Origin of the sequence: Streptomyces sp. NPDC087859, from assembly GCF_044742595.1 — a bacterium.
GTDB classification, from domain to species: domain Bacteria; phylum Actinomycetota; class Actinomycetes; order Streptomycetales; family Streptomycetaceae; genus Streptomyces; species Streptomyces canus_F.
In genome coordinates, this window is the sequence record NZ_JBIUUU010000009.1 from 104751 (window position 1) to 128713 (window position 23963).

Genomic DNA, 23963 nt, shown 5'->3' on the forward strand with positions numbered 1-23963 from the left:
GACCTGCTCGGCCCGTCCAGCCCTGCTCGGGGAACTGCCTGCGAACTGCCCCGGGACTGCCTGGGACTGCGAACTTGCACGCACGGGGGAACGATGAGCGCGACCGCCACCGCGGTGATCACACTGACCGACGACGACCTGGAACGCTTCGTCACGCACGCCTCGACGCGCCGCTGGCTGGCGGGTCCCGGACTGCCTTCCGAGATCGGCCTGCTGAGCTTCACGGAGCTGGAGCGCGAGGGCCTGCGGACGGTGACCGACGCGACCGGTGACCCCGAGGGGCGGCTGGCCGAGGAGCTGCGGGACCAGCTGGTCATCGGCGGACTGCTCGACATCGAGGGCCAGGAGACGGAGCCGGTCCTGCTCGACGGCGCCACGGGCGAGGTGTCCACGACCGACTTCTGGTACGACACCCCGGAACTCATGGAGCGCCGCCCGCTGGCCCCCTCGCTGGAGAAGCTGGTCCGTTTCGCCTCGGCGGCGGAGGAACTGGCGGAGCTGCGCGGCCAGTTCGCCTCCTACGCCGGCCGCTTCGGGCCGCAGGTGGCGGCGGAAGCCTCGCGTCAGCTGCTCGCGGTCTTCGAGGAGGGCGCGGACGGTGAGGTGCCGCCGTACTGGCGGATGGCGGCGCTGATCCGCCCGCTGTCCCTCGTCGCGGGTCCGGGGACGCCGTCCGGGTCGGTCCTGGACCTTCCCGCGCGTCTCCTGGACCAGGAGTTCGGGCAGGGCGGCGTCTGGCGCTTCGAGGACGTCGACTTCCCCGCCACGCTCACCCACGAACCGACCCGCCGCTTCCTGCGCGACACCGGCCTGCCCGAGGACGCCGTCCTCTTCCAGCTGGACACGGACGTCCCGCTGCCGACCCTCGCCGAGCACCACGCCGACGCCCCCGGAGCGGAACTCCCCGACGGGGCCGACCACTTGATCCGCCTCGGCTGTCTCGTCGAGGACAACAGCCTGGTCCTCGACGGCAGAACGGGCGCGGTCCTGCGCTGGAGCGAGCCCGAGGCCAGGCTCCATCCGCTCAACACCGACGTCTCCACGCTCGCGTTCACGCTCTGGCTGCTGCACCGCGAGCGCGCGATCGACGAGGACCTGGAACACGGGCTGTCCGAGGGTCCGTACGCCCAGCTGGCGGCCACCATGGTCCAGGTCCTGTCGTCCGTGGACCCGACCGGCACCCTCACGGACGTCGGCCGGCACTACTGGACGGAGACGTTCCAGGACGAGGCGGGCGGGGTGCTCTGCGCCGACTGAAGCGCCGGGACCGCCCAGAAGGGCGACACTCCTTCCGGAGTGCCGCCCTTGAGTTCTGCCCGGTCGGGCAGGTAGAGGCCGTGGCGGGAATCGAACCCACGTAACTCGCTTTGCAGGCGAGTCCCTGAACCACTCGGGCACACGGCCGGGTCGGTGGAGTGTGGTGCTCCGTGCCGAACTCGGTGGTACGACCGTACGGCGGCGTCGGGAGGGGGCTCAAGGGAATCGCGGGGGCTGCAACGGGACTGCCACACGCCGTTCATGAACGGGGGAGTCCGTCGCTGGTCGTACGACCAAGGTCCTGGCGTCGGACCGCCTCCCGACAGGGGTCAAGCCGGGGTGTGACCCTTACGATGGCGACCATGACAGCCCTCGAACCGCGCGGCACCGATGCCGCGGACACCGCCCCCGACCTGGCCACTGTCGTCGAGGAGGGGGTGCTGAGCCGGCCGTACCGGGCGCTCAGCATCGGGATCGTGTCCGTGGTGCTGCTGATCGCGTTCGAGGCGACCGCCGTGGGGACGGCGATGCCGGTCGCGGCGCGGGAGCTGGACGGGGTCTCGCTCTATGCGTTCGCGTTCTCCGGGTACTTCACGACGAGCCTGTTCGGGATGGTGCTGGCCGGGCAGTGGTCCGACCGGCGCGGTCCCCTCGGTGCGCTGACCGGCGGGATCGGGGCGTTCGCCGCGGGGCTGGTGCTGTCCGGGACCGCGGGCGCCATGTGGCTGTTCATCCTCGGGCGGGCCGTGCAGGGGCTGGGCGGAGGGCTGGTGATCGTCGCCCTCTACGTCGTCGTCGGGCGGGCCTATCCCGAGCGGCTGCGGCCGGCGATCATGGCGGCCTTCGCGGCGGGCTGGATCGTGCCGTCGATCGTCGGGCCGCTCGCCTCGGGCGCGGTGACCGAACACCTCGGCTGGCGCTGGGTGTTCGTCGGGATTCCGGTGCTGGTCGTGTTCCCGCTGGCCCTCGCCCTGCCACAGATACGGCGCAGGGCCTCGGGGCCCATGGAGGGATCCGACGGGAGCGCCGCCTTCGACCGCCGCCGTATCCGGCTCGCCCTTGCCGTCTCGCTCGGCGCCGGACTCCTCCAGTACGCCGCCCAGGACCTCCGCCCGCTCTCCCTCGTCCCCGGCGTCGCCGGAGCCGCGCTGCTGGTGCCGGCCGTGCTCGGGCTGCTCCCGCGCGGCACCTACCGGGCGGCGCGCGGACTGCCCTCGGTGGTGCTGCTGCGCGGTGTCGCCGCGGGCTCCTTCATCGCCGCCGAGTCCTTCGTACCGCTGATGCTGGTCACCCAGCGGGGGCTGTCCCCGACACTCGCCGGGTTCTCCCTCGCCGCGGGCGGCGTCACCTGGGCGCTGGGCTCGTGGGTGCAGTCACGGCCACGGGTCGAGCCCCACCGGCAGCGCCTGATGACGCTGGGCATGGTCCTGGTCGCCGCCTCGATCGCCGCCGCGCCGAGCGTGCTGATCACAGCGGTGCCCGTATGGACGCTGGCCGTGGTCTGGGGGCTCGGCTGTTTCGGCATGGGTCTGGTGATCGCCTCCACGAGTGTGCTGCTGCTCCAGCTCTCCGCCCCGGCCGAGGCGGGCACCAACTCCGCCTCCCTGCAGATCTCCGACGCCCTGTCCAACGTCGTCCTGCTGGCGACGGGCGGCGCCGCGTTCGCGGCCCTGGGCGGTGGCACGGTGAGCCATACGGCGACGGAGACCACCGGCTCCCACCCGGCCGCGTTCGCCGCGGTGTTCCTGCCGATGGCGGCGGTGGCCCTGGTCGGGGCATGGGTGACGACCCGGCTCAGGGAACGGCCGACCACATCCTGAGCCCGAGCGTCACGCACGGCCCGTGACCCGCCGTATCTCCTCGGCGAAGCCCCTTACGGTCGGCTCCTCCAGCAGGGCCGCCAGCGGGATCTCCGCACCCAGCCGCTCCCTGAGCCGGGTGACGGTCTCGACCACCTTGTACGAGTTGCCGCCGAGGTCGAAGAAGTCGTCGTCGGGCTTCACGGAGTCCAGCCCGAGGGCCTCGCACCAGACGGCGGTCACCAGCTCCTCGACGTCCAGCTCCTCGGCCCTCGCGTCCGTCACGGGCGCCGGGCGCGACGGCGTGGTGCGGGCCGCCCGGGACTCCAGCAGCAGGCGGTCCACCTTGCCGTTCGGCGTGAACGGGAGGGCGTCCAGGAGGTCGACCGTCGCCGGGACCATCGTGGGCGGAAGCCAGCCGCGCAGGGCCTCACGGACCGACGCCGTCAGCTCGGCGGCCGGCGCGGACGGCACCTCGGGCACCACGAACGCGGCCAGCGCCTTCTCCAGGCCCGTGCCGTGCGCCACCACGACCGCCTGCCGCACTCCCGCGCAGTGCCGGGCCGTCGACTCGATCTCGCCGAGCTCGATACGGACACCGCGGATCTTCACCTGCCGGTCGACCCGGCCGAGGAACTCCAACGCGCCGCCGGGCCGGGCCCGTACGAGGTCGCCGGAGCGGTAGAGGCGCCGGCCCGGTGCCGCGGGGAGCGACTGGAGGAAGCGTTCCGCGGTCAGTTCGGGCCGGTCGAGATAGCCCAGGGCCAGGCCGGCGCCGCCGATGTACAGCTCGCCGGGTGCGCCCTCGGGCACCGGACGGCCGTCGTCGTCGAGGACCCACAGCTCGGTGTCGGGGACGGCGGAGCCGATGAGGACCGTGTCGAGGGCGGGGTCGCGCGGGCACGTCCAGGCGGTGCAGTGGATCGTGCACTCGCTGGGGCCGTAGAGGTTGGTCAGGGAGGCCGTGGAGCGGGCGTGGAAGCGGTGCACCAGGTCGGCGGGGAGCGGCTCGCCGCCGGTCAGGACCTGGCGCAGACCGTCGTAGCGCTCGGTCTCGTCGCGGGCCAGCAGGAACAGCTCGAGCAGCGACACCCCGAAGTACATCGTCGTGACGCCGTGGTCGCGGATCAGCGCCGCCAGGTGGTCGGCGTCGCGCTGTCCGCCGGGGGCTGCGAGTACGAGCGTGGCGCCGGAGAGCAACGGCCAGTAGATCTCCGCGAGATGCATGTCGAAGGTGCACGTGGTGTGGTGGACGAGCCGGTCGTCCCCGGTCATGGGGTGCGTGGTCTGCAACGCGTTCATGCGGGAGATCAGGGCGCGGTGGCTGATCAGGGAGGCCTTCGGGCGGCCGGTCGAGCCGGATGTGAAGATCAGCGCGACGGGGTCGTCCGGGGAGCCGGTCACCGATGGCGGTGGCGGTGCCGGCTGTCCGGTGCGGTACTCGTCGTCCGTCAGCAGCGGGACCGCACAGCCGTCGAGGCGGTCGCGCAGGGCCCGGCTCGTCAGCACCGCGCGCGGCGCGCAGTCCTCCAGCATGCCGAGCGTGCGCGCGGGCGGATCGGCCACGTCGAACGCCACGTGCGCCGCCCCCGCGCAGGCCACGCCCAGCACCGCCGCCACGAACTCGACCGACCGCTCGTGATAGACCGCGACCCGGTCGCCGGGCCCCAGCCCCCGGGCCGCCAGCGCGGCCGCCACCACCAGCACCCGCTCCCGCAGCTCCCCGGCACTCACCAGGGCGCCGTCGGCACGGACCAGCGCGGTCCGCCCCGGGTCCCGCCCCAGACGCTCCAGCAGCAACGCATCGACCCGGTGGGCGGCACCGGCGACATCCGCGCCGACCGCTGTGCCGGTCGCGTCCGCCGAGCCCGCCGTACTCGTCACACGCGTCATACGAGACCCCAGTGGTCGAGGTTCTCCGCCACCGTTGTGGCCAGCGCCTCCGGCTCGTCCACCAGGAGCAAATGGTGGCCCGGCAGCCAGACCGTGCGGGTGCGGGGGCCGAAGAGGGACCAGCCGTCGGTGCGTTCCTCCGAGCAGAGTTCGTCCTCGTCGCCGAAGACGGTCAGCAGGGGGACGCCGGGGTCGAAGGGCTCGCAGACGTAGTCCTCGACGGCCCTGATGTCCGCCACGATCGCGGGCAGCAGCAGGCCGAGCATCTCCTCGTTCGCGGCGAGTGCGTCCGGTACGCCGCCGAAGTCCCGCAGGATGTCCAGGACTTCGGCACGGTCGCGGGCGGGGTCGACGTCGCGCAGGAGACGGCGGCCGGGGTCGGGCTTCTCGTTCACCGCCCACTGGGACACCACGACGAGGCCCGCGACACCCGCGGAGCCCGAGCGCCGCAGCGCCTCCAGCGCGATCACGGCGCCCGAGCACACGCCGAGCACGAGCAGGGGTGCCGAGCCCGGCAGGTCCCGGATCGTGGCGGTGACGTCCGCGGTGAGGGCGTCGAGATCACGCCCGGTCTCCCGGACGCGGGACTCGCGGCCGGGCAGCCGGGCCGTCGCCACCAGCCAGTCGTCCGGCGCGTGCGCGGCGAACGGCTGCCCGCTCGCCCCGCCCGCCCCGGCGTGCGGCACGATCAGCACCCGCAGTGCGGCCCGCTCGGGGTCGGCCCCCGCCAGGGTCACATTCCTCGATGACACCTTCTGCCCCCCTCTTTTCGGTCGGCTCAGCCCGCCGAGACGAACTCCGTCAGCGCCCGGGTCAGATAGCCCGGGTCGTCCGCCCCGCACAGCTCGCGCGAGGAGTGCATGGACAGTCCGGGCACGCCCACGTCCACCGTCGTCACGCCCAGCCGGGCCGCGGTGATCGGCCCGATCGACGTACCGCAGGGCATGGCGTTGTTGGACACGAACCGCTGCCAGGGCACCTCGGCCCGGTCCGCGGCGGCGGCGAACGCGGCATAGCCGGTGCCGTCGGTGGCGTACCGCTGATTGACGTTGACTTTGATCACCGGGCCGCCGTTGGGCAGCGGGTGGTTGTCCGGGTCGTGCCGCTCGCTGTAGTTGGGGTGCACCGCGTGCGACATGTCGGAGGAGACGCAGATCGTGCCCGCCAGTGCCCGCGCCCAGTCCTCGGCGCCCCCGCCCCGCGCGGTCACCACCCGGCCCAGGACGCGTTCCAGGAGCGGGCCCTGCGCCCCGGTCTCGGAGCCGGAACCGACCTCCTCGTGGTCGAACGCGGCGAGGACCGGGATGCGTTCGGCGGCCCCCGGCCAGGACTGTGCGGCGGTGGCCAGCGTGGCGGCGCCCGCGTGCACGGAGACGAGGTTGTCCAGCCGTGCCGAGACCAGGAACTCCCGGTCGGCGCCCAGCAGTCCGGGCTTCTGCACATCGTGCAGCATCAGGTCCCAGCCCAGCACCTCGGCCGGGTCGAGCCCGGCGCCCGCCGCGATCCGGCGCAGCAGCGCACCCGGCTCCGGCCGGCCCAGCGCCCACACGGGCTGGAGCTGGCGCTGCCGGTCGAGGGACAGGCCCTCGTTCACCGTACGGTCGAGATGGATCGCCAACTGCGGTACCCGCAACAGAGGTTCGTCGATCTTGACCAGTTTCGCCGTGCCGTCGCGCAGGGTCAGCCGGCCGGAGACTCCGAGGTCGCGGTCGAGCCAGGTGTTCAGCGGGACCCCGCCGTAGATCTCCACGGCGACCTGGCGCCAGCCGGCCGAGCCGGTGTCCGGGGTCGGCTTCACCCGCAGGTTGGGGGAGTCGGTGTGCGCGCCGATGATCCGGAACGGTGTGTGCGCGGGCGCCCCCTCGGGGACGTACCAGGCGAGCAGCGCGCCGCCCCGTACGACGAACCGGCCACCGCTGTGACCGGTCCACTCCTCGGTCTCCCGCAGCTCCTCGAAGCCGGCCTTCTCCAGGCGCTGCACGGCCTGCGCCACCGCGTGGTAGGGCGAGGAGGCGGCTTCCAGGAAGGCGAGCAGGTCCTCGTTGTGCAGGGGGTCGATGGCCTTGGTCATGCGCTTATGCCTCTCCGGAGGTGGTGGGGGCGAGCAGCTCGCCGACCGTACGGCCGGGTTCGGCGCACAGGTCGTCGAGGGCGGACAGGTAGGAGGCGAGGATCCGCTCCGCCGACTTCCTGTCCCACAGGTCCGCCGAGTATTCGACATACGCCCGGTAGCCCAGCGACGGATCGCGCCGCGGCGTCAGTCCGAACGTCAGCTCCGTGCGCGCCGCCGGCGGCGCCACGTCGTCCACCTCCACCCCGAGTCCGGGGATCTCGATCTCCACGTCGTCGGTGTTCTGGAAGACCAGCAGACACGACACCACCTCGGGCACCTCGCGCACGCCCGCCTCCCGCAGCGCCTGCCACACCTCGGCCGTCGGCAGCACGTTCGCCATGGCGGCCAGCGTCTCCGCGCCGGTGCGGGCGACCAGTCCGGCGCAGGTCTCCTCGGGCCCGACCCGGATCCGGACCGGCATGTTCGTGGAGACCAGCGACACCAGCGTCTCGGTGTCGCTGCCGTCCCGGTTGGCGTACGGCACCCCCACCAGCAGGTCCCGCCGTCCGGAGAGCCGGGCCACGGTGACGCCGAGCGCGGCGGCCGCCACGGCGAACGGTGTCACCCGGTGCGCCGCGGCGAACCTCTCGACCCTGCACCGCAGTTCGGCCGGGGCGTGCGCGCGGACGGTGTCGCCGTCGCCGCTGAGGTGTCCGGAACGGGGCCGGTCCGTGGGCACCTCCAGGCGGGTGGGTACGCCGGTGAGGTGGTCGACGAAGTGCGCGGCCCGCCGGGCCCGTTCGGTCCCGCCCCGGCGTGCGAGCTGACGGCGGGCGTGGTCGGCGGGCTGGGCCGAGGGCGCGGACAGGGTGGGGGCGGTGCCGGTCGCGGCGGCGGTGTACAGGGCGGCCAGCTCGCTGAGGAGTACGCCGTGGGACCAGCCGTCGGTGCAGATGTGGTGCACCACGAACATCAGCACCCATTCGTCCGGCGCGACCCGCAGCAGCCGCAGCCGGGGCAGGGTCGGGCGGGTCAGGTCGAAGGGCTCGTCGGCCGCCGCCCGGCAGGCCTGTTCCGCGCGCTGGGCGGCCCGTTCGGCGGGGAGTCGGCTGTAGTCGACGATCCGCAGGGGCGGCGGGGCGACGTCCACGACCTCCTGCCACCAGGCGCCCTCGCCGTCCCGCACATACCGGGTGCGCAGGGAGTGGTGGCGCCGCACCAGCCCGGTCAGGGCCGTGCGCAGGGCGTCCGTTTCGACGGGGCCGGTGAGACGGATGCGCGTCGGCACGTTGTAGACCTGCGGCCGGGGCAGGGCGGGCTGGGCGGCCAGCATCCGGGCCTGCTGGTCGGTGACCGGGGCACGATCGATGACGTCCTCGGCGACTCCGGCGACTCCGGCGACTCCGGCGGGCCCGCTCCCCGTCAGCGACCGGATCAGCGCGCCGAGCGTCGGTTCGGCGAAGAAGTCCGCCAGCGAGAACTCGACGCCGAGGGCGTCCCGGACCCGGTTGTGCAGCCGGATCGCGGCGATCGAACTGCCGCCCAGGTCGAAGAAGTCAGCGGTGTCGGAGACGTCGTCGGTGCCGAGGACGGAGGACCACAGGGTCCGCAGGGTTTCGGTCTCGCGCGGGGCGGGCGTTTCCGAGTTGATCACTTCCGGGGCGGCGGCGGGTTGGGTGTCCGCCACCGTCACGGCCCGTCCAACCGCCATGGCCTCCAGCACCCGGTCCAGGTCGGCCAGCAGCCCCCGTACGGTCGACGCGTCGTACAGATCGGCGTCGTAGCGGATCCGCAGCCGTAGCCCGTCGCGGGTGTCCAGGGCCGCCAACGCCAGTTCCAGCGGCGCCGATTCGGTGCCGCCGGGGATCTGCTCCGCGGTGAGTCCGGGCAGCCGGAGCCGGGACAGGGGCGCGCCGTCCAGGTCCGCCGACACCGTCACCAGCGGGCGCGGATGCCCCGGGTCGGGATTGACGGCGGCCAACAGGGCGTCCACGTCCACGTGTTGGTGCGCGTCGGCGGCGAACAGCGCGTCCCGTGTGGTCCGTACGGCGTCCCGCAGCACGGTCGTGTCGGTGAGCGACGCCTTCAGCGGGAGTACGGCGACATGGAAGCCGACCGTGTGCTCGGTACCGGGGCGGCGCCTCCCGAAGGTCGATCCGACCACGAACTCGTCCTGCCCGGACCGTTCCCTCAGCACCAGCTGCCATGCGGTGAGCAGCGTCGAGAACAGCGTCACACCGTGCCGCCCGCTCCACTCCCGCAACCGCCCGGCCCGACCCGCACCCCAGAAAACCTCCTCGGCCGCCCCCCGCCCGGCGACCCGACGCCCGCGAGGCCGGTCGGTCGGCAGGGCGGGGGAGGGCGGCAGGGGGTCGAGATACCCGCGCCACCACTCCAGGTCGACGGGGTCATAGCCGGTCGACGGCGTGTCCGGGGTGGTGGGGCGGTGGCCGGGCGGGGTGGTTCCGGTGGGCGAGGCGGACGCCGGTTCATGGAGGTGGGCAGGGGCGTGGGCGGTCCGCAGCTCGTCCAGGGTGCTGCCCGCCGGTGTTGCGAACACCGGGTCCCGGTCCTCCACCGACGCGCGGTACAGCTCCTCCAGGTCCGCGGCGAGCAGCCCGGCCGAGTGGGCGTCCGTGATGATGTGGTGCAGGCCGAGGACCAGCACATGGTCGTCCGCCGCGAGGCGCAGCAGCCGGGGTGTGAACAGGGGGCCCTCGGCGAGGTCGTACGGCCGTCCGCTCTCCTCGCGCAGGACCGCGGCCACCGCCTCCGCCCCGTGCACGTCGGTCACCGTCAACTCCGGCCGCAGGTCGGGTCGTACGACCTGCTCGACCGTGTCGCCCGCCGCGCGGAAGACCGTCCGCAGGCCCGCGTGCCGCTCGACGAGTCCCGCCACGGCCGCGCGCAGCGCCCGCTCGGAGAGGGGGCCGCGCAGCCGTACGGACTGGATCTCGTTGTAAGCGGCCGGATCGGCGATCAGCCGGGCGGCGAGCCAGAGCCGACGCTGGGCGTCGGTCGCGGGACCACGCCGGACCATCGCCGGCGGGCCGCCGGTCGCGGGCCCACCGAGGCCTTCCGCGGAGCCCCGGCGGTACGCCCCCGCGGAGTCGGAGCCGACCACGTCCACCGCGCCCGCGCCTGACGGCACCGCCTCGTCCGGGCGCCGGCCCGGCAGCACAGCTTCCGCCGCCCCAGTGCCTGGCAGCACAGCCTCCACGGCGCCCGCGCCTGACGGCACCGCCTTGTCCGTGCTCCCGCCTGGCGGCACAGCTTCCACCGTGCCCGCGCCTGGCGGCACAGCTTCCACCGTGCCCGCGCCTGGCGGCACAGCTTCCACCGTGCCCGCGCCTGGCGGCACAGCTTCCGCCGTGCCCGCGCCCGGCTGCACAGCTTCCGCCGTGCCCGCGCCCGGCGGCACAGCCTCCACCACCCCACCGCCTGGCGGCACAGCTCCCGCCGCCCCCGAACCCGGCAGCACAGCCCCCTCCGCCTCCACTCCCTCCGGCACCGCCCCCAACGTGCGTCGCCGCAGTGTGTCCAGGTGTTCCAGGCCTGCCCGCATCCGTTCCGCCGGCATGCCGAAGTCCACCAGGGCGGCGATTTCGTCGACGCCGGCCTCGTGCAGGGTCTGCACCAGGGGGGCGCAGCTGTCGGGCGTGCCGATCAGGGCGCGTTCGTCGCAGTAGCGGTCGTAGGCGCGGCGGAAGAGGTAGTCGAGGTCGTCCTCGCTCGCCGTCGCCACGTCCTCGGGCCCGGCGCCCACCGCGCTCGCCGCCGACCGCATCTGGAGGGAGGAACGCAGATAGCGGCTCATCGGCTCCAGCGCCTCCGCGCGGGCCGTGGCGTGGTCCGTGCCGAGGTAGGTGTGGAGCAGGACGGCGACCCGGCCGGTGTCGGGGTCGAGGCCGTGCTGCTCGCGGGCCTTGCGGAAGTGGCGGATGTTGTCGGCGAGTTCGGCGACGGTCTGTCCCATCAGGTTGGTGACGATCCCGAGTCCGCGTCGCCCCGCCTCCTCGTACGAGGCACGCCGCCCGGAGGTGGCGAGGAACATCGGCGGCAGCTCCTGCACCGGACGTGGGTGGATCGTCACGTCGACGGGCTCGCCCTCGCCGGTGACGCGCCGTACCGCACCGCCGCGCCACAGCGTCGTCACGTCGTCGAGGTGGGCGAAGGCGATCTCCTTGCGGCGTTCGAAACGGTCCGGGTGGAGTGCGAAGTCCTGGGCGTGCCAGCCGGTGGCGCAGCCGAGGCCGACCCGGCCGCCGGAGAGGTTGTCGACGACCGACCACTCCTCCGCGACCCGCACGGGATCGTGCAGCGGGAGTACCACCGACCCCGCGTTGAGCCGGATCCGGCTGGTCTCGCGGGCCAGCGAGGCGGCCAGGACCGCCGGGTTGGGGAAGAGTCCGCCGAAGGAGTGGAAGTGCCGCTCGGGCAGCCACAGGGAGCTGAAGCCGCGCTCGTCGGCGAAGCGGGCGGTGTCGACGAGCCGTTCGTAGGCGGAGGTGCTGTCGGCGTCGGGGTAGTCGCCGAAGAAGTACACCCCGAAGTCGGGCCGCTTGGGGCGGGGTTCGGGCCGCACCCGGCCGGGGGTGGGCCGGGACGTCGGGAAGAAGCCCGCGTCCCTCAGCTCCCGCAGGGACCCCTTCACCGCGTCCGCGACCCGCTCGGTGTCGGTGTCGGTGTGGGCGGTGGAGAGATAGAAGCTGCGCCACTCCCAGACGTAGATGCCGCGCAACAGCAGGTGCTGGTAGAGCAGTTCCATGTCCGCGCGGTGGACGAATCGGAACATGGACCCGAAGTGGGCGAGTTCCAGGGGGAATTCCTCGTCGGTGAAGAACCGGTTGAGATCGTCGGCGAGGGCGTCCGTACGGGCGTTGAGCCGCTCCTGGAGCCCAGGCCCCTCGGCGGCGAGATGGGTGAGGACCGCCTTGGCCGCCGCCATGGACAGCGGGTGCTGAAGGTAGGTCCCGCCGAAGAAGGTGGTCTCGGCGGTAGGGCGGCTCTCGTCGCCGTACCGCCAGAATCCGCCGTCGACGCCGTCCATGATGTCGGCACGGCCCGCGATCGCCCCGACGGGGAAGCCGCTGCCGAGCGCCTTGCCGTAGGTGGCCAGGTCGGGGACGACACCGAAGTGGTGCTGGGCGCCGCGCGGATGCGGGCGCAGACCGGTGAGCATCTCGTCGAAGAGCAGCACGATGCCGCGCCGCCGGGTCAGTTCGCGCAGCTCGCGCAGGAAGGCGACCGGGCGCAGGGCGGGGTTGCGGCACTGCACGGGCTCGACGAGGACCGCGGCGATGCGGTCGCCGAGGGCGTCGATGGTGGTGAGGGCCTCCTGGCTGCCGTACTCCAGGACGATCAGCTCGGCGACGGCGCTGTCGGGGATGCCGCGGGAGACGGGGACGGCGCCGTCGCCGGGTCCGGGGCGGCCGAGCACGGTGTCGATGTGACCGTGGTAGGAGCCGCGGAACATGACGATCCGGTCGCGTCCGGTGGCGGCGCGGGCGAGCCGGATCGCGGCGGAGTTGGCCTCGGTGCCGGAGGCCGCGAACGCGACGCGCTCCATGCCGGTGAACTCGGCGAGCAGCTCGGCGACCTCACCCGCCTCGACCGGACGCGGCCCGAACCGCAGCCCGCCGTCCAGGTGTGCGCGCACGGCCTCGGTCACACAACTCGGCTCGTGGCCGAGGAGCAGGGACCCGAACCCCATCGTGATGTCGGTGTACGTGTTCCCGTCGACGTCCGTCAGGTGCGCGCCGCGAGCGTCACGGGCCGCGAGCGGGTACAGCGTCTCCTTCGTCGAACGCCGGAACCCGACCACGGCCCGGCTGTCCGCGAGCACCGAACGCCGGGACTGCGCCAGCTCCTTGGAGGTCCGGGTGCGTTCCGCGAGCCGCCGGGCGAGGCCCGCGGCGTGCGTGCGCTGGGTGTCGGTGGCGTCGGCGCCGGCCATGCCGGAGTCGTGGGGGAGGGTGACGCGGGGGCCGTGGACGGCGGGTGCCGGGGGTGCGGGATCCGCCGCGTCCTGCCGTGCCCGCGCCAGTTGTTCGTCCAGTCGGCGGGACAGCGCCGCGGCCCGGTCCGCGGCCGTGCCCGGGCTCATCGGGCGGCCCGCTCGGCGGTGAGCAGGGCGACGGCGTCGGAGAGCTGGGTGATCAACGAGGCCTGCGTCTCGGCCAGCAGGTCGATCTGCCGCCGCAGTTCGGCGACCTCGCTGCGACTGGCGTACTCCGCCTGCCCGGGTGCCTGGGGTGTCCGGGGTGTCTCGGGTGCCTGGGGTGCCGCCTTCCGCGGCTCCGGTATCTGCCGTACGTCGATGATCTCGGCCCGTGGCTCCGGTGCCGGCCGTGCCACGCGCTCCGCGATGAGCCGTGCGGTCAACTCCGGCGACCCCGCGTCCTCCAGCAGTTCCCGCACGGCCAGCCGTACCCCGAACTCGCCCTCCAACTGCCGCAGCATGCCGATCAGTTGCAGGGAGTCCGCGCCCAGCCCCACGTAGGTCTCCCCGGCGCGCAGCCCGTCCTGGTCGTATCCCAGGTGCTGTGCGGTCAGTTCGAGTACACGCTTGAGTACTGCCTGGTCGGTCACGTCGTTCTCCCCATCGGGTTCTCTCGCGGGTTCGTGCGCGGGTACGGCCGTGGTGCGTGGCGGTGGTGGGCCGATCCAGTACGACCGGTGCTCGAAGGGGTAGGTCGGCAGCGGGATACGCCGGCCTCCGCACCCTTCGAGCAGGGCGGCCCAGTCGAGGGGCGCCCCGGCGCAGTGCAGCCGGGCCGCGGCCCGCCACACCTCGTCCGGGGTGCCGCCCGTGGGCACGCAGAGGGTGTCCGGGACCGCCCGCCGGGCCAGCCGGGTCAGGGTGGCGTCCGGGCCGAGTTCCAGCAGGGCGTCCTTGGGGGCCAGAGTGCGCAGTACGGCGTGGAAGTCGGCGGTGTGCCGGGCCTGGCGGACGAGGAGGTCGGCGTCGGGCAGCCAGCCCGGGGGATGGGCGACACCGTCCAGACCGCTGACGAACTCGATCTCGACGGGCCGCAGTTCGGCCTTCTCGGCGGCCGCGCGCAGCTCGTCGAGGACCGGGTCGAGGAGGGCGCTGTGGAAGGCGCGGTCCACCGGCAGCGGTACGCCGGTCAGGCCCTGCTCGGTCAGTAGGCGGTGCGCTTCGGCGATGGCGTCGGGCGGGCCGGCCAGCACCTGGTGCTCGGGCCCGTTGGACACGGCGAGCTCCACCCGCCCTGCCTCGGCGGCGAGTTCCCGAGCCCGGTCCCGGTCGGCGAAGACGGCGAGCATCGCGCCGGGCGCCGTGTCCTGCATCAGCCGGCCCCGTCGGCACAGCAGCCGCATGCCGTCCGCCAGGGACAGCGCCCCGGCGGCACACAGCGCCGCGTACTCCCCGACACTGTGCCCGGCGACCGACCCGGGCCGTACTCCCCAGCTCGCCCACAGCCGCAGCTGAGCGACTTGCAGGGCGAAGATCGCGGGTTGCGCGAAGGCGGTGTCCCAGGGGGTGGGGGGTGCGGAGACCGGACCGAGGGTTCGGGCGGCCCGGCGAGGGTCTTCGGCGACCGGGCCGGGGTGACCGGGATGCCGCGCCTCTTCCGCGCCCGGGTCGGTGGGACCGTCCTGGCCCGACCCGACGGGGCTCCTCGATCCGGCGGAGGCGCTGGGCTCGTCGGAGGTGTCCGGCCGGTCGGCGGTGCTCGGCCCGCCGAGGTTCCTCGGCCCGACGGAGACGATCGGTCGGTTGGAGGTGCTCAGGGGGTCGGAGCTGACCGGTCCGTGGGCGGTACGCGACCCGTCGGCGGCCCGGGCAGGGTCGTCCTCGCGCCCGCCCGACGGCTTCCCCGCGTCGGTGATCCGGGCGAGGAAGTCCTTCTCGCCCGTCTCCACCTCGTAGACCCGCGCGCACTCCCGCAGCACCTCGGCGACGACCGGGAAGCGGGCGGCGAGCGCGGCGGCCATACCGGGACCGCCCGCGCCCTGGCCGCTGAAGAGGAAGGCGGGGGCGACGATCCGGTCGGCGGTTCCGGTGAGGGTGCTGGGCGCGTCGGTGTGGGCGGCGGGGGTGGTGGTTCGGTGGGTGGTTCCGGTGAGGGTGCTGGGCGCGTCGGTGTGGGCGGCGGGAGCGGTGGTTCGGTGGGTGGTTCCGGGCCGGGTGCCCGGCGGGTCGGTGTGGGCGGCGGGAGCGGTGGTTCGGTCGGCCGTCCCGGGCAGGGTGCCCGGCGCGGCGGCGAGGAACGCGTCCAGCCCCTCGACGAAGGGCGCGGTGACGACCAGCCGGTGGGGCAGATGGCGCCGGCCGAGCGCGGTCGTCGTCAGCAGATCGGCGGGGGCGAGATCCGGGCGCCGGACCAACTCGTCCCGGAAGGCCCGGGCATACGCGGTCAGCGCCTCCGGCGTCCGAGCCGACAGCGGCAGCAGCGCGGGCACGCCCCGCCCACCGCGAACCTCTTCCGCGCCCCGCCCGGACCCCCCTCCTGGCGCGTTCCCGGACTCGTCCCCCGGCATGCGCTGGGCCACGTCTCCCGGCATGCCCTGGGCCGCGCCTCCCGCCCCGCCTCCGGACAAGCCTCCCGGCGCCCTCCCCGACGCGCCCCCGGACACACGCCCCAGCTCTCTCCCCGGCGCCTCCTCCAAGATCACATGCGCGTTCGTCCCGCCCATCCCGATGGAGTGCACCCCCGCCCGCCGGACCCCGTCGTGCGGCCACGGTGTCGCGCGGGTCGGTACGACGAACGGGCTGGTCTCCAGCGGGAGGAGGGGATTGGCGCGGGTGAAGTTCACCAGGGGCGGTATCACCCCGTGCCGTAGCACCAGGATCGCCTTGATCAGTCCCGCCAGACCCGCCGCGCTGTCCAGGTGGCCGATCGCGGGCTTGGTGGAGCCCAGCGCGCAGAAGGCCGTGCCGTCCGTATGCGCGCGGAACGCCTCGGTGAGCGCGGCGAACTCGATCGGGTCGCCCTTGAACGTGCCGGTGCCGTGCGCCTCCAGATAGCCGAGGGAGTCGGCCGGTACGCCCGCCCGTGACAGCGCGCCCAGTACCGCGTCGCGCTGGCCGGCGACGCCGGGCGCGGCGAACCCCCCTTTGTCGTCACCGTCGTTGGTGACGGCGGAGCCGAGGAGGACGGCGTGCACGGTGTCGCCGTCGGCCAGCGCCCGGGCCAGCGGCTTCAGCAGGACCGCCGCGACCCCGTTGCCGCCGACCGTGCCGTCGGCGTCCGCGTCGAAGGCCCGTACCGTGCCGCTCCGGGAGATCGTGGACCCCTTGACGTGCCGGTGCCCGGTGATCTGCGGGAGGTGCAGGGCCGCCGAGCCCACCAGCATCAGCTCGGCGTCGCCCGCCAGGAGCGCCTGGCAGGCCAGATGGACCGAGACGAGGGCGCTGGAGCAGGCGGTGGCGACATTGACCGCCGGGCCGCGCAGCCCGAGCCGGAAGGCGGCCCGGTTGGCGGCGAAGTCGGGATAGTTGCCGACCTGGACCTGCTTCTGGGCGATCCAGTCGTCGCCCGGCACGTCCGCGAGGTTGTTGGCGAGATAGCTGTGCAGTGAGTACAGCCGGTACCCGACGCTGCCGTACACCCCGATACGGGCGTCGGAGCCGGCGTAGCCGCCGTCCTCCAGGGCGTGGTGGCAGCACTCCAGGAGGAGCCGCTGCTGCGGGTCGGTCACCTCCGCCTCGCGTCCGGTCATCCCGAAGAACGCGGCGTCGAAGCCGTCGACCCCGTCCAGCGGCGCACTGGCGCCGACGAGGTCGGGGTCGTCGAGGAGGTCCTCGGAGATTCCCGCGGACCGTAACTCGGCCCGGCTGAACCGTCGTACGTGTGAGACGCCCGCCTCGATGTCACGCCAGTACTGCTCGGCGGTCCCCGCTCCCGGGAACCTCAGCGCCATCCCGATGACCGCCACGCGTCGGTCGTCCGGCACCCCTTCTCCCCCTTCTGCTCCGGCTCGATGGTTCGACCTCGGCGGTTCGACGTCCGGGTCTCCTTCACACCTCCGCGCGTGCCTCCGCCCCCGTGCCCCTGCCCTCCGCCTCGGCGCCGGCCGGCGGCGTCGAACGGCGGCGCAGCACCAGGGCCACGAAGAGCACGGCGATCACGATGGCCACACCGTGTGCGACCGCGACGACCGACAGCGGCGAGAACACGTCGAGCGCGGCGCCGACCGCGATCATCCCGGCACCGAAGCCGAAGCTCTCCACCGTCGCCGACAGCCCGAAGGCCGGGGTGCGCAGGCGTTCCGGCAGGGCTTGCAGATGCTGGGTGTAGGACACCTCGGTCAGCCCGTCGGCGGCCCCCGCGACCAGCGCGATCAGCACGGTCGCGGTCCAGGGCAGCCCGGCGAAGGTGAGGATGAAGGCGCCGGACATCACGATGGTGCCGAGCCCGAAGCCCAGGGCGCCCAGGGCCTGTTCCGAGCGCCGCGGCAGGCGCTGGATCACCTGCTGGGCCACGATGTTGCCGAACGCCCACACACACCAGAACACGCTGACGAACGTGGCCGGGCTGTCGGTGTCCAGTTCCGTGGAGTACACGGGCAGCGCCGCGTTGTGGGAGGACGAGCCGAGCGCGTCGACGCCCCGCAGCAGCACCATCAGGCCGAGCACGGGCGCGCCGGCCAGGACCACCACCGCGGCGGGCAGCCGGCGGCGCTTCTTCCCGGCCCCGGCCGCACTCGCGGTCTCCGCCGTGTCCTCCTCGGCGTCGGTCTTCTGCCGCCGGGTGACGGGCAGTTGGGCCACCGCCACCGCGCACACCAGGAACGTGGCCATGTCCAGCAGGAAGGCCGCCGTGTAGCCGAGCAGGGAGACGACCACACCGGCCGACGCGAACCCGGCCACCATCGCCAGCGAACGCCCGCTCACCATCAGTGAGTTGGCCCAGGTCCGGCGGTCCTCGGCCACCATCTCCGGGATGACCGAGCTGCGCAGCGCGACCAGGAAGACCGTGCCGGTGATGCCGCCCACCGCGGAGACCACGAACAGCACCGGGGTGCGCAGCGTGTCGGGCGCCGCCACCAGGACCGCCAGCACCGCCGCCTGCACCACGTTCACCCAGAACATGACGGGCCGCGCCGACCACCGCGCCAGGATCGGCGCGGCCAACAGCCCCGCGACGATCCCCGCGGCGAGGCGTACGGCCATGAAGGCGCCGACGGCGAGCGCGCGGTCGGTGACGGCGTAGACGTACAGATTGAGTGCGACGACGTTGAGATAACTGCCGTACGACGACAGGGCGTAGCCCGCGACCAGGATGCGGTACCGGCGTTCCCGCACCGAGGCCGTGACGGGTTCCGGCATTCTCGACTTCCTTCGCGGACGGCAACAGGGCGAGGTGCGGGCAGGGCGGCCCCAGGGGCGGAACCCGTCGAACAGAACCTGTCGAACACTAGTCAGGTGGTGCGGAGTTCGGCCCGGACGGCGGGGGCGCATGAATGTAATCTGCACACTTGTGAAGCGTGATCATTTCGACCCACGCACGTGTGATTGCCATGAAACGCGGCCGACCCGCCCTTGCCCGCGAGCGCTGGAGGTGTACGGCACCGCGCTGCGCGAGGGACGGGTGCCGGGCGGCGAGGTGCCGCGCTGTCTGACGGAACTCGGACTCGTCGTCGCCGACGCGGACCAGCCCGGCTGGTGTCTGCCGGTGGCGCCGGACGCCGCGCGGTTCGCCGTGCTGTCCACGATGGAGGACCGGCTGGCCGAGCAGCGGCGGGCCCTGCGGTCGGCGTCCGCGCGGCTCACGGCCTTCGAGTCGCTGTACGCGCGCGAGCAGCGCTCGGCTCTGCCCGCCCTGGTCCGGCTGACCGAGAAGGCGGTGATCAGCGCGGCCCTGGAGGCGGCGGTGGGGGACTGCCGGCATGAACTGCTCACCGCCCAGCCGGGCGGCGGCCGCGCGGAGGCGACCCTGCGCGAGGCGCTCGGCCGGGATCTGAGGGCGCTGCGGCGCGGGGTCCGCCAGCGCACCCTGTACCAGCACACCGTGCACGCGCACCGGCCGACCATGGCGTACATCGAGCGGGTCACCGAGGCGGGGGCCGAGGTGCGCACCCTGGCCGAGGTCGTCGAACGGCTGATCGTCTGCGACCGCTCGGTCGCCTTCGTGGCGCTGTCGAGGGACAGCGCGGACGGCGCCCTGCAGATCCGGGACCCCGCCCTGGTCCGCTTCCTGGCCCGCGTCTTCGAGCAGACCTGGGAACGCTCCACCCCCGTGCACCCGGCGGACCCCGCCGAGCGCCGCAACCCCGCCGTCACCTCCGACCTCCAGCAGACGATCCTGCGCGCGGTCGTCGCGGGCGAGACCGACGACTCCATCGCCCGCCGCCTCGGCATGAGCCGCAGAAGCGTGGCGGAGCACATCAGGAAGGTGTCCTTACGGCTGGGCAGCGGGAGCAGGGCCCAGCTCGGGTACCTGGTGGCCACGTCGGGTCTGCTGGACGACGACGGCCGGTGACGGTGCGCGGGGTGCCCGTGTGACCTCGGTCCCACCCACGGGGGACCCGGGCCTGTCCGCACGTTGACCCCGCCGGGCCGCCGGTAGGGTGGCCCGGTTGTCATACCCAGCCGACCCGTCCGCACCCCCCAGCCGAGCCGCTCGACCCCGTTACGGAGACCGTGACTACCACCGCCGCCTCCTCCCACCACCTCTCTCCCGCCTTCCCCGGCCGCGCCCCCTGGGGCACCGCCAGCAAGCTGCGCGCCTGGCAGCAGGGTGCGATGGAGAAGTACGTCCAGGAGCAGCCGCGCGACTTCCTCGCCGTCGCCACCCCCGGCGCCGGCAAGACCACCTTCGCGCTGACCCTCGCCTCCTGGCTGCTGCACCACCACGTCGTGCAGCAGGTGACCGTGGTCGCGCCGACCGAGCACCTGAAGAAGCAGTGGGCGGAAGCGGCCGCGCGGATAGGGATCAAGCTGGACCCGGAGTACAGCGCGGGTCCGCTCGGCAAGGACTACCACGGGGTCGCCGTGACGTACGCCGGTGTCGGCGTGCGCCCCATGCTGCACCGCAACCGCGTCGAGCAGCGCAAGACGCTCGTCATCCTCGACGAGATCCACCACGCCGGTGACTCCAAGTCCTGGGGCGAGGCCTGCCTGGAGGCCTTCGAGCCGGCCACCCGCCGGCTCGCGCTCACCGGTACGCCCTTCCGGTCCGACACCAACCCCATCCCCTTCGTCACGTACGAGGAGGACAACGCCGGCATCCGACGGTCCGCCGCCGACTACACCTACGGCTACGGCAACGCGCTCGCCGACCATGTCGTCCGGCCGGTCATCTTCCTGAGCTACAGCGGCAACATGCGCTGGCGCACCAAGGCGGGCGACGAGATCGCCGCCCGGCTCGGCGAGCCCATGACCAAGGACGCGATCAGCCAGGCCTGGCGTACGGCACTCGACCCGCGCGGTGAGTGGATGCCGAGCGTGCTGCGCGCCGCCGACCAGCGGCTCACCGAGGTCCGCAAGGCCATCCCGGACGCCGGCGCGCTCGTCATCGCCTCCGACCAGGAATCCGCCCGCGCCTACGCCAAGCTGATCCGCGAGATCACGGGGAGCAAGGCGACCCTCGTGCTCTCCGACGAGGCCGCCGCGTCCAAGCGCATCGACGACTTCAGCGCGAGCAACGACCGCTGGATGGTCGCCGTCCGCATGGTGTCCGAAGGTGTCGACGTCCCGCGACTGGCGGTGGGCGTCTACGCCACCACCATCTCCACCCCCCTCTTCTTCGCCCAGGCCGTCGGCCGCTTCGTGCGGTCCCGGCGCCGCGGCGAGACCGCCTCCGTCTTCCTGCCGACCGTCCCCGACCTGCTCACCTTCGCCAACGAGATGGAGGTGGAACGGGACCACGCCCTCGACAAGCCGAAGAAGGAGGGCGAGGAGGACCCGTACGCCGAGTCCGAGAAGGAGATGGAGGAGGCGAACAAGGAGCAGGACGAGGACACCGGCGAGCAGGAGCAGTTCTCCTTCGAGGCGCTGGAGTCCGAGGCCGTCTTCGACCGGGTGCTGTACGACGGCGCCGAGTTCGGCATGCAGGCCCACCCCGGCAGCGAGGAGGAGCAGGACTACCTCGGTATCCCCGGGCTCCTCGAACCCGACCAGGTGCAGCTGCTGCTCCAGAAGCGGCAGGCCCGGCAGATCGCGCACAGCCGCAAGAAGCCGGACTCCGAGGCGGACCTGCTCGAACTGCCCGCCGAGCGGCGGCCCGTCGTCTCGCACAAGGAGATGATGGAGCTCCGCAAGCAGCTCAACACCATGGTCAGCGCGTACGTCCACCAGAGCGGCAAGCCGCACGGCGTCATCCACACCGAGCTGCGGCGGGTGTGCGGGGGGCCGCCGAGCGCCGAGGCGACGGCCGGGCAGCTGCGGCAGCGGATCGCCAAGGTGCAGGAGTGGGCGACCCGGATGAAGTGACCCCCGGCCCGGTGGGGTGGGACACCGGGCATGGCGGGGCGCGCTTCGGTCACCGAGCGCTGTACGTATCAGTACAAACCGGAGTCCTCCGTACCAGCCACTGACCGGATTCTGGACGGAGCCTTCCGCTCAGCGAACCGGCATCGCTACAGTCCCGCTACGCACACGCCCCGTGGCAGCGCCGCCGCGGAGCGCAGCCGTGAAGCGACGCGGTCCGGAAACCGCTCCGGGCCGCCGGCCGATCGGCGGCCTCTGAAGCGCGTCACCGACGGGACTCGTTGACGCATCCCCGCGACAGGGCCGCCGACCTCACCACTGGAGGAGTGGGCGTCGTGACCGCGGAGACCTCTCAGACGCTCGACCGAGGACTGCGTGTCCTCAAGCTGCTGGCCGATACGGACCACGGGCTGACCGTCACCGAGCTATCCAACAAACTGGGCGTCAACCGGACCGTGGTGTACCGGTTGCTCGCCACGCTGGAGCAACATGCCCTCGTCCGCCGTGACCTGGGCGGACGTGCCCGGGTCGGGCTCGGGGTGCTGCGCCTTGGCCGTCAGGTGCACCCACTCGTGCGCGAGGCGGCACTGCCGGCCCTGCGCTCTCTGGCCGAGGACATAGGAGCCACCGCCCATCTCACCCTGGTCGACGGGGCGGAGGCGCTCGCCGTCGCCGTGGTCGAGCCGACGTGGACGGACTACCACGTGGCGTACCGGGCCGGATTCCGTCACCCACTGGACCGCGGGGCCGCGGGCCGAGCGATCCTCTCCGCCCGCACCCAGCCGCTCCGGGACCCCGGGTACACCCTGACGCACGGGGAGCTGGAGGCGGGCGCGAGCGGCGCCGCCGCACCGCTGCTCGGCGTCACGGGCGTCGAGGGCAGCGTCGGAGTCGTGATGCTGGCCGACGCGGTGCCGGAACGCGTGGGCCCACGGGTCGTGGACGCGGCGAAGGAGGTCGCGGAGGCATTGCGCTGACCGGTCGCCGGATCCGCGAGCCATGACAACAGGCCGGGCAATGGGGGTGGGCCGACCCACGCCGCTCAGCGTGGGCGCCACCCCCGGCACCGGCGTCTCCGCCACGTCCGGCACCGGTGTCTTCGCCGCGTCCGGCATCGACGTCTTCGCCGCGTCCGGCACCGGTGTCTTCGCCACTCGCGGCACCGGTGTCCCCGCCGCGGCCGACACCGGCGCCTTCGCCGCCCCCGGCATCGGTCTCTCCGCTACCCCCGGCATCGGTGTCTTTGCCGTGGTCGGCACCTGTGTCTTGGCCACCCGCGGCACTGGTGCCTTCGCCACTCGCGGCATTGGTGTCTTCGCCGCGGCCGGCATCGGTCTCTCCGCCACCCCGGCATCGGTGTCTTCGCCATGATCGGCACCAGTGTCTTCGCCACTCGCGGCACCGGCGTCTTCGCCACTCGCGGCACCGGCGTCTTCGCCGTGTCCGGCACCGTGTCTTCGCCACCCCGGCATCGGTCTCTCCGCCACCCCCGGCACCGGCGCCTTCGCCGCCCCCGGCACCGGCGCCTTCGCCGCCCCCGGCACCGGCGCCTCCGCCACCCCCGGCACCGGCGCCTCCGCCACCCCCGGCACCGGCGCCTCCGCCACCCCCGGCACCTGCGTCTCCGCCGCGGTCGGCATTGGCGTCGAGCCGCTTCCGGAGGTGTCGTGGCGCTTCGCCCGCCGTCGGGAAGATCCGTACGCCGGCTGACCGGGCCCCGGCCGGAAGTGGTCGTCGCGTTAGATTGATCCCGTGCTCTCTCGCCTCACACGCCCCCAGGCCGTAGCCGTCTGTGCCCTGCCCGTCGTGGCCCTGCTCGCCACGGCGGCCTTCGCACCGCTGCCGTTCTCGCTGGCACAGCCCGGTATGACGGCGAACGTCCTCGGCGAGAACAAGGGCACCCCGGTGATCACGATCTCGGGCGCGCCGACCCGGGACACCAGCGGACAGCTCCGGATGACGACCATCGAGGCGACCAATCCGGACACCCGGGTCTCGCTCGGCGATGTGCTCGACGCGTGGTTCGACACGGACCGGGCGGTCATGCCGCGCGACTCGGTCTATCCGAGCGGGCAGACCACCAAGGAGATCGAGCGGCACAACACCGCGCAGATGAAGCAGTCCCAGGACGCGGCGACGCAGGCGGCGCTGAACTACCTGGACCTCAAGGACGACGACATCAAGGTCTCGCTGAAGCTGGCGGACGTCGGCGGCCCCAGCGCGGGCCTGCTGTTCTCCCTGGGCATCGTCGACAAGCTGGACGGCGACGGCAGCGGCGGCGACCTCACCGGCGGCCGCACCATCGCCGGGACCGGCACGATCGACGCGGACGGCACGGTGGGCGCGGTCGGGGGAGTGCCCCTGAAGACGCAGGCCGCGAAGCGGGACGGGGCGACGGTGTTCCTGGTCCCCGAGGACGAGTGCTCGGACGCGGAGGCGGAGCTGCCGAAGGGGCTGCGGCTCGTTCCGGTGACCACGCTGAAGGGCGCGGTCAGCGCGCTGGTGGCGCTGGAGACCGGGAAGGGCTCCGTCCCGAGCTGCTAGGGCCTGCCCTGCCCGT

14 protein-coding genes and 1 tRNA gene are annotated in these 23963 nt (G+C 73.4%); 8 read left to right on the forward strand and 7 right to left on the reverse strand.

The window, feature by feature from the left end:
* The first annotated feature begins 93 nt into the window (after positions 1–93).
* Positions 94–1257, forward strand: a complete 1164-nt coding sequence (locus ACIOHP_RS22870) for an SUKH-4 family immunity protein (protein ID WP_401890217.1) — start codon at positions 94–96, stop codon at positions 1255–1257.
* A gap of 75 nt (positions 1258–1332) precedes the next feature.
* Here ACIOHP_RS22870 and ACIOHP_RS22875 read toward each other — a convergent pair.
* Positions 1333–1404 (reverse strand) — tRNA-Cys (locus tag ACIOHP_RS22875).
* Between the two features lie 215 nt (positions 1405–1619).
* On the opposite strand from ACIOHP_RS22875, the gene ACIOHP_RS22880 reads away from it, so the two are divergent.
* Entirely contained in the window at positions 1620–3077 is a 1458-nt protein-coding gene (locus ACIOHP_RS22880) for an MFS transporter (protein WP_401890222.1), read from the forward strand.
* A 9-nt stretch (positions 3078–3086) separates the two neighbouring features.
* On the opposite strand, the gene ACIOHP_RS22885 is transcribed toward ACIOHP_RS22880, so the two are convergent.
* From ACIOHP_RS22885 to ACIOHP_RS22910, 6 genes are all read right to left on the reverse strand, one after another.
* A complete protein-coding gene (locus tag ACIOHP_RS22885) occupies positions 3087–4949 on the reverse strand; it encodes an amino acid adenylation domain-containing protein (RefSeq protein WP_401890224.1) in 1863 nt (620 codons plus the stop codon).
* Positions 4946–5686: a thioesterase domain-containing protein gene (locus ACIOHP_RS22890; protein WP_361539630.1), complete on the reverse strand. Its 741-nt coding sequence runs from the start codon at positions 5684–5686 to the stop codon at positions 4946–4948. Before ACIOHP_RS22890 ends, ACIOHP_RS22885 begins: the two co-directional genes overlap by 4 nt.
* A gap of 41 nt (positions 5687–5727) precedes the next feature.
* Positions 5728–7020 carry a M18 family aminopeptidase gene (locus ACIOHP_RS22895; RefSeq protein ID WP_361495398.1) on the reverse strand — a complete coding sequence of 431 codons (1293 nt, stop codon included), beginning with the start codon at positions 7018–7020 and terminating at the stop codon, positions 5728–5730.
* Positions 7021–7024: 4 nt separating this feature from the next.
* Positions 7025–13108 (reverse strand): MupA/Atu3671 family FMN-dependent luciferase-like monooxygenase, encoded by a 6084-nt coding sequence (locus tag ACIOHP_RS22900; protein WP_401890228.1) that lies wholly within the window; start codon positions 13106–13108, stop codon positions 7025–7027.
* The gene (locus ACIOHP_RS22905; protein ID WP_401890231.1) at positions 13105–16926 is read right to left on the reverse strand and encodes a type I polyketide synthase; all 3822 of its coding nucleotides are present in this window, start codon (positions 16924–16926) and stop codon (positions 13105–13107) included. The genes ACIOHP_RS22900 and ACIOHP_RS22905 overlap by 4 nt, the downstream gene beginning before the upstream one ends.
* Before the next feature lie 64 nt (positions 16927–16990).
* A complete protein-coding gene (locus ACIOHP_RS22910; protein ID WP_401890233.1) occupies positions 16991–18301 on the reverse strand; it encodes an MFS transporter in 1311 nt (436 codons plus the stop codon).
* A gap of 232 nt (positions 18302–18533) precedes the next feature.
* Between ACIOHP_RS22910 and ACIOHP_RS22915 the strand changes: the two genes are divergently transcribed.
* The 6 genes from ACIOHP_RS22915 (at position 18534) to ACIOHP_RS22940 (ending at position 23947) form a co-directional block, all read left to right on the forward strand.
* Positions 18534–19454 (forward strand): LuxR C-terminal-related transcriptional regulator, encoded by a 921-nt coding sequence (locus ACIOHP_RS22915; RefSeq protein ID WP_361539617.1) that lies wholly within the window; start codon positions 18534–18536, stop codon positions 19452–19454.
* 161 nt (positions 19455–19615) lie between these two features.
* Positions 19616–21406 carry a DEAD/DEAH box helicase gene (locus tag ACIOHP_RS22920; protein WP_361539614.1) on the forward strand — a complete coding sequence of 597 codons (1791 nt, stop codon included), beginning with the start codon at positions 19616–19618 and terminating at the stop codon, positions 21404–21406.
* A 332-nt stretch (positions 21407–21738) separates the two neighbouring features.
* Positions 21739–22380: an IclR family transcriptional regulator gene (locus ACIOHP_RS22925; protein WP_046259016.1), complete on the forward strand. Its 642-nt coding sequence runs from the start codon at positions 21739–21741 to the stop codon at positions 22378–22380.
* 70 nt (positions 22381–22450) lie between these two features.
* Positions 22451–22774 carry a hypothetical protein gene (locus ACIOHP_RS22930; RefSeq protein WP_401890237.1) on the forward strand — a complete coding sequence of 108 codons (324 nt, stop codon included), beginning with the start codon at positions 22451–22453 and terminating at the stop codon, positions 22772–22774.
* A gap of 9 nt (positions 22775–22783) precedes the next feature.
* Positions 22784–23113, forward strand: a complete 330-nt coding sequence (locus tag ACIOHP_RS22935; protein ID WP_401890240.1) for a hypothetical protein — start codon at positions 22784–22786, stop codon at positions 23111–23113.
* 42 nt (positions 23114–23155) lie between these two features.
* Positions 23156–23947: a S16 family serine protease gene (locus tag ACIOHP_RS22940; RefSeq protein ID WP_361539610.1), complete on the forward strand. Its 792-nt coding sequence runs from the start codon at positions 23156–23158 to the stop codon at positions 23945–23947.
* The last annotated feature ends 16 nt before the right edge of the window (positions 23948–23963 follow it).

What these genes read in the sequence shown, in the direction of transcription:
- ACIOHP_RS22870 (WP_401890217.1), top strand. Translation starts at nt 94, where the DNA reads ATGAGCGCGACCGCCACCGCGGTGATCACACTGACCGACGACGACCTG.
- ACIOHP_RS22880 (WP_401890222.1), top strand. Translation starts at nt 1,620, where the DNA reads ATGACAGCCCTCGAACCGCGCGGCACCGATGCCGCGGACACCGCCCCC.
- ACIOHP_RS22885 (WP_401890224.1), bottom strand. Translation starts at nt 4,949, where the DNA reads ATGACGCGTGTGACGAGTACGGCGGGCTCGGCGGACGCGACCGGCACA.
- ACIOHP_RS22895 (WP_361495398.1), bottom strand. Translation starts at nt 7,020, where the DNA reads ATGACCAAGGCCATCGACCCCCTGCACAACGAGGACCTGCTCGCCTTC.
- ACIOHP_RS22900 (WP_401890228.1), bottom strand. Translation starts at nt 13,108, where the DNA reads ATGAGCCCGGGCACGGCCGCGGACCGGGCCGCGGCGCTGTCCCGCCGA.
- ACIOHP_RS22910 (WP_401890233.1), bottom strand. Translation starts at nt 18,301, where the DNA reads ATGCCGGAACCCGTCACGGCCTCGGTGCGGGAACGCCGGTACCGCATC.